This is a genomic window from Anoxybacillus sp., from assembly GCF_036834105.1.
GTDB lineage: Bacteria > Bacillota > Bacilli > Bacillales > Anoxybacillaceae > Anoxybacillus.
The window spans coordinates 1-4,452 of sequence record NZ_DAITON010000157.1; the positions used below are offsets into that span (position 1 = coordinate 1).

A 4,452-nucleotide genomic window follows, 5' to 3' on the forward strand; every position below is an offset into this window, starting at 1 on the left:
ACCAAGGAATCGGGTTCATGTCTCCTTTTTTGTTTGGTTGTAAATTTATGTTAGTGATTTTACTCATCTACAGTAAATAATAGACAAATATTTTGCTCTTTCTTCCTCCTCAAGCGTTGGCCTTCTCGCAATGTCCGCATATCCTTTGACGTACGTCAACGGAGTACGAAGTTCATGAGAAATACTGGCGAGAAATTCGTTTCTTTCTTTTTTTAAGTATTCTAAATCCTTTGCCAACGTTTGAATCGCTTTACCTAGCTGTGCTAGCTCGTCTTTTCCTTTCACTTGCAGACGAACGGAGAAATCGCCCTTGCTTAACTTTTCAGTCGCTCGCTTCATGCGAATGAGCGGAATCGTAATGGCTCTTGATAAGAAGAAAATGGTGATAATCGTTAAACCGACAGAAAGCATACCCGCAATGATAAAATGATGCTTCAGCTGATTAATCATGCGTTGAATGGAAGAAGTTTTTTGAAACATATACACATAACCAGTCATTTTTCCATTAATCCGAATGGGACTCGCTGTAGCAATATATCGCTCGTTTTTCCAATTGTCTTGAATGACTTTTCCATCGTATGGAATATCGTTCAACTTCGTCTGATCAATCCATCGCTTTGCTACTGGGAAAATATGATCTGAAAAATATAATATATCGCCTTTTTCATTTGTAATCGCAACATCCGTCTCCGCCTCAGATTCCATCATGACGACATGTTGCAACGTTATTTCATCATAATGACTTTCCAATACTGCACGGTGATTATTGCCTCGCGCTAATAAATGTTCAAATTCTTCGTGGATTTTTGCGTCGACAAGCGTTACATATAACGCAGTAAATAAGCTCATTTCAATGGCAAACACAAAAACAAAAAACAACAGCCCTAATTTAAGCGAAATTTTTCGCACAAATATTCCTTCCTCACTTATTTTTTCTTCATTATAACAGAAAAAATATGGAGAAAATGTGGAGGGTCACATAAAAAAAGAATCAGAGAATAACCCCTGATCCTTGTGATTGACAAATAGCGTGCCACATCATCGCTTTCCTTTGTATAAGGTAGTTGTACTAATGAGTATGACACCTGCGAGTAAAAAGGAAACATAAGCAACGAGAGGCTCAGTTCCTTGGTTTTTCACCCCGATACCGATAAACGCCCACACAAAAACGAGCGGATATATGTAATTTTCACTCTCCTGTACATATTTTAAAGGGTTTACCTTTTTTTTTATAATCCCCCTCCAGATAGACTCTTAAGAACATCATACCAAATGTTCTCTTTTTGTTGTCTACCTGTAGAGGATAACACCAGATTTAAACTTTTCAAAAAATGTTTGAAGCAACCCTTTAAACAACCTATCGTGGGCGGCTGGTACAATTACATTCCTTCCAAAAACTTCACACACTGTTAATCGAAACTCCCCTCTCTCATCCATAAAATCTTGACTCAAAACTTCTTTTGCTGCCATCTTCATCTCTATATAACCATTGTTTGTCATGGCACCTTTCCATAGTTTTTACGTATCCTTTCTACTTCGCAATTTACCTTTAATTTCGTTGACCTGTAACCCAGTGGAAACGACGATACCTTGTAGTGCTAGTCGAGCGTTAGGGTACAACTATCATCACAAGTTACATATCACTCTTGTTTCTAAATTTCGCTTCTCTAATTTCCCTCTTTGTATTTCTAAGACCAACTACAATAAGCAACATGTATACAATAACAACAATCCCGATACGTAGATAAGGAGGAATGAAATCAAAAAGAGTTGTATAAATAAAGACAAACATTAATAATATAGGAGCAACAACATAAACAATATGACCGGTATCCTTTTCCTTAACAGCATAAAGTAGTTGCCAATAGATAAAAACCACGAGGAAAATTCCGTGTATTTCGTAAGCGCCCACTATAAGCCCTCCTAGTTGCCTGCAACAGAATACACCGTTAAATCCACACCTTCTGCTGCCATCTCCATCTCTCTATAACCATTGTTTGTCATGGCACCTTTCCATAGTTTTTACGTATCCTTTCTACTTCGCAATTTGCCTTTAATTTCGTTGACCTGTAACATAATGAAAATGGCGATACACAATATAGACACAACCACAATTACTAAGAAAGCTATATAAGGGCTAATAAAGTCAGAAATAGGTGTATAAACAAGTACAAATCCCAGGAATGTGGGAATTATTACATAAACATAATCTGTGTCTTTTGTCTTGATGATACGAAACAATTGAACATAGATAAAGACCACAAGGAAAAATCCATATATTTCATAAGCACCCATCACTTGCCCTCCTAGTGTCCTGCAGCTGAGTACCCTTTTCTAAAACCATTCGCAAAGATCGCTACATCAGGTATGAACCCCCATATTCCTATCGCTTTGATCGCTCCTTTAGCTGCTCCTTTGGATACCGTTTGTGTTGCTGCTTTTTCGATCCTTCCAACTTCCAATCGCGTTTTCGCTTTAGATTTCTGTATCTCTACTTCTGCTCTGGCATCTTTAGCTCCCTGAATCCCTCCCCCAACAGCCGAACCTGCCTTACCTAATAAATTCCCTACCCCTGGTAAACTGTCAAATCCATACGAAGCTGCTACATCCTTTAATCCTTGTTTAATTCCTGATTCGATTCTATTCCATGTAGACATTGCTAACCATCCTTTCCACTAGAAATGAAATGTAATGATTTAGTAATGAATAGCTGTAATCCATAGAATCATTTATTTATACAAAAAAGCCTCCTTATCCTTACACATTCCCTAAGAAAAATCCAAACAGTATCTCTTATGTTTTTTGATCAAAATAATAGCTATTAGAATTAAAATACTTCTTACCATACAACAGCTTTTCACGCCTTATACGAAAAGCCCCTTCAGCCAACTTCCTTCCATTTAACAAATACACAAAAAATTTATATTCTTTCACTTTTTGAACATGATTTAAGAGCTGATTGTTCTCAAGTAAAATAACGTGTGCAAAGGTTCTGTGATAATCTTCACTCTCTCCAGCTGGTATAACATCTATACTTCCATATACAATTGTACTATTTTGCTCAACAACAATGACAACAGGCATGTCTTTTTTTATGCAAGAAAACTCCATAAAAACACACAATTCTAGGTCATAAACGCTAAAATCACTTGTCGGATGCACTGGAAAAAGCATCTCTTGGGCATTTTTTCCCACCCCCATACATGTTAAACATCTAACCAAGTGAGTATCCTTAAAATCCTCATTCATTCTTGCTAGTAGGTTGATGTTTATTTCTAAAATTTTTTGTTTTCTAAAAAAAATATTTACTACATTTTCGCCCTTCACATCCCTCTCTTCTATTACATAGTCTAAATTAAAAAAACCATTAGTTGACTCGATACGACAAGAATTTTCCCTGAACTTCACCTCAATCTCCCTTAAAAAAGGTAAATACAATTTCACAACAAACACATCCAATCGTCGTAATATTCACAATAAAATTTTATCCTCATTTTTTTTTTTTTTGTCAATATATTACGATGAAAAATGTAAAATTTAAGTGAGATATCAAAAACAAAAAAGAGGACAGAGGGAAAAGAAAGATAAAAACGCTATTGAAGCTACATTTTGAAATGATGGGTGAATTGTTAGATTTTTTGTTATTAGGTCCGTTTAATTACATCACTGTAAAAAGAAAATTAAAACATCTATAAGAAATAGGAATTATTCCATAACAAAAATCGTTTGACCGAAACGCTATAAAGAATGCATGAAAAGACCACCGCATTGTCACATGCCTATTTCAAGAACAAATTGCCGAAACTCATCTGAAAAAAAATATACAAAACAATATGACGAAGCCATAAGCAAGTACATAAAAATCACCCACGACAAAAGTGGGCGATTTTTATTCCTCGAGCCAAATATCTTTCAATTCCCATGCATCGATAGAACAAACCGTAATATCCCCGCCTTCTGCAAATAGTTCGATACCTTGGCTCGTTTCCGAAGGATATATTCTTCCTGTCATGACAAGTCGACCGTCGTTGACAAATAGTTCGACAGATGAGCGATCGATAAAGAAATGAAACGTAATGACATCTCCTAACTGTCCATCTAGCACCGCTCGACGAATGCCGCCCTCTCCTTGTCCAGAACGGTTTCTGTCAAACGTCATCGTACAGTCTTTCACATCATAGCGGAAAACCGTTTCTTCGCTTCCGTCTTCCGCACAGCGCACTTTCACACCAAATGTGTTCCCTTGAAAATCAGCTAACGAAAAGCGGACGAGCAACTCTAAACGGTCGCCTTTCACAGGCAACGTATATGTACCTTCTCGGATTGAAATCGATTCCATCCGCACGTGATCTTCGCGTAGTAACTGCAATTCCGGCACCGGCTTCATCAAAAGTTTCTCATCATCCGCTAATTCCAAAAGACGCGGTATGGTTAACGCTCCGGCCCATCCGT

At 37.2% G+C, this 4,452-nt stretch carries 6 protein-coding genes and 2 pseudogenes; all 8 read right to left on the bottom strand.

The features are described from left to right. Nucleotides 1-72 precede the first annotated feature (72 nt). A pseudogene (locus V7Z64_RS11905) lies at nt 73-909 on the bottom strand (HAMP domain-containing protein); the annotation flags it as partial. 129 nt (nt 910-1,038) lie between these two features. Continuing rightward, nucleotides 1,039-1,182 (bottom strand): annotated as a pseudogene (locus tag V7Z64_RS11910) (tryptophan-rich sensory protein); the annotation flags it as partial. Between the two features lie 108 nt (nt 1,183-1,290). Further along, complete coding sequence (locus V7Z64_RS11915; RefSeq protein WP_297987231.1) at nt 1,291-1,470, bottom strand: hypothetical protein; 180 nt, start codon at nt 1,468-1,470, stop codon at nt 1,291-1,293. A gap of 163 nt (nt 1,471-1,633) precedes the next feature. After that, the gene (locus tag V7Z64_RS11920; RefSeq protein WP_297987230.1) at nt 1,634-1,912 is read right to left on the bottom strand and encodes a hypothetical protein; all 279 of its coding nucleotides are present in this window, start codon (nt 1,910-1,912) and stop codon (nt 1,634-1,636) included. 110 nt (nt 1,913-2,022) lie between these two features. Continuing rightward, nucleotides 2,023-2,295 carry a hypothetical protein gene (locus tag V7Z64_RS11925; RefSeq protein ID WP_297987229.1) on the bottom strand — a complete coding sequence of 91 codons (273 nt, stop codon included), beginning with the start codon at nt 2,293-2,295 and terminating at the stop codon, nt 2,023-2,025. Nucleotides 2,296-2,306: 11 nt separating this feature from the next. Next, nucleotides 2,307-2,657, bottom strand: a complete 351-nt coding sequence (locus V7Z64_RS11930) for a hypothetical protein (protein ID WP_297987228.1) — start codon at nt 2,655-2,657, stop codon at nt 2,307-2,309. A 136-nt stretch (nt 2,658-2,793) separates the two neighbouring features. Next, nucleotides 2,794-3,444 (bottom strand): hypothetical protein, encoded by a 651-nt coding sequence (locus tag V7Z64_RS11935; RefSeq protein WP_297987227.1) that lies wholly within the window; start codon nt 3,442-3,444, stop codon nt 2,794-2,796. Nucleotides 3,445-3,889: 445 nt separating this feature from the next. After that, nucleotides 3,890-4,452: glycoside hydrolase family 32 protein (locus tag V7Z64_RS11940; protein WP_334110525.1), on the bottom strand; the 563-nt coding region annotated here is incomplete at its 5' end.

Excerpts from the sequence above, each read along its gene's own strand:
- V7Z64_RS11915 (WP_297987231.1), bottom strand. The coding sequence starts at position 1,470 with ATGGCAGCAAAAGAAGTTTTGAGTCAAGATTTTATGGATGAGAGAGGG.
- V7Z64_RS11925 (WP_297987229.1), bottom strand. The coding sequence starts at position 2,295 with ATGGGTGCTTATGAAATATATGGATTTTTCCTTGTGGTCTTTATCTAT.
- V7Z64_RS11930 (WP_297987228.1), bottom strand. The coding sequence starts at position 2,657 with ATGTCTACATGGAATAGAATCGAATCAGGAATTAAACAAGGATTAAAG.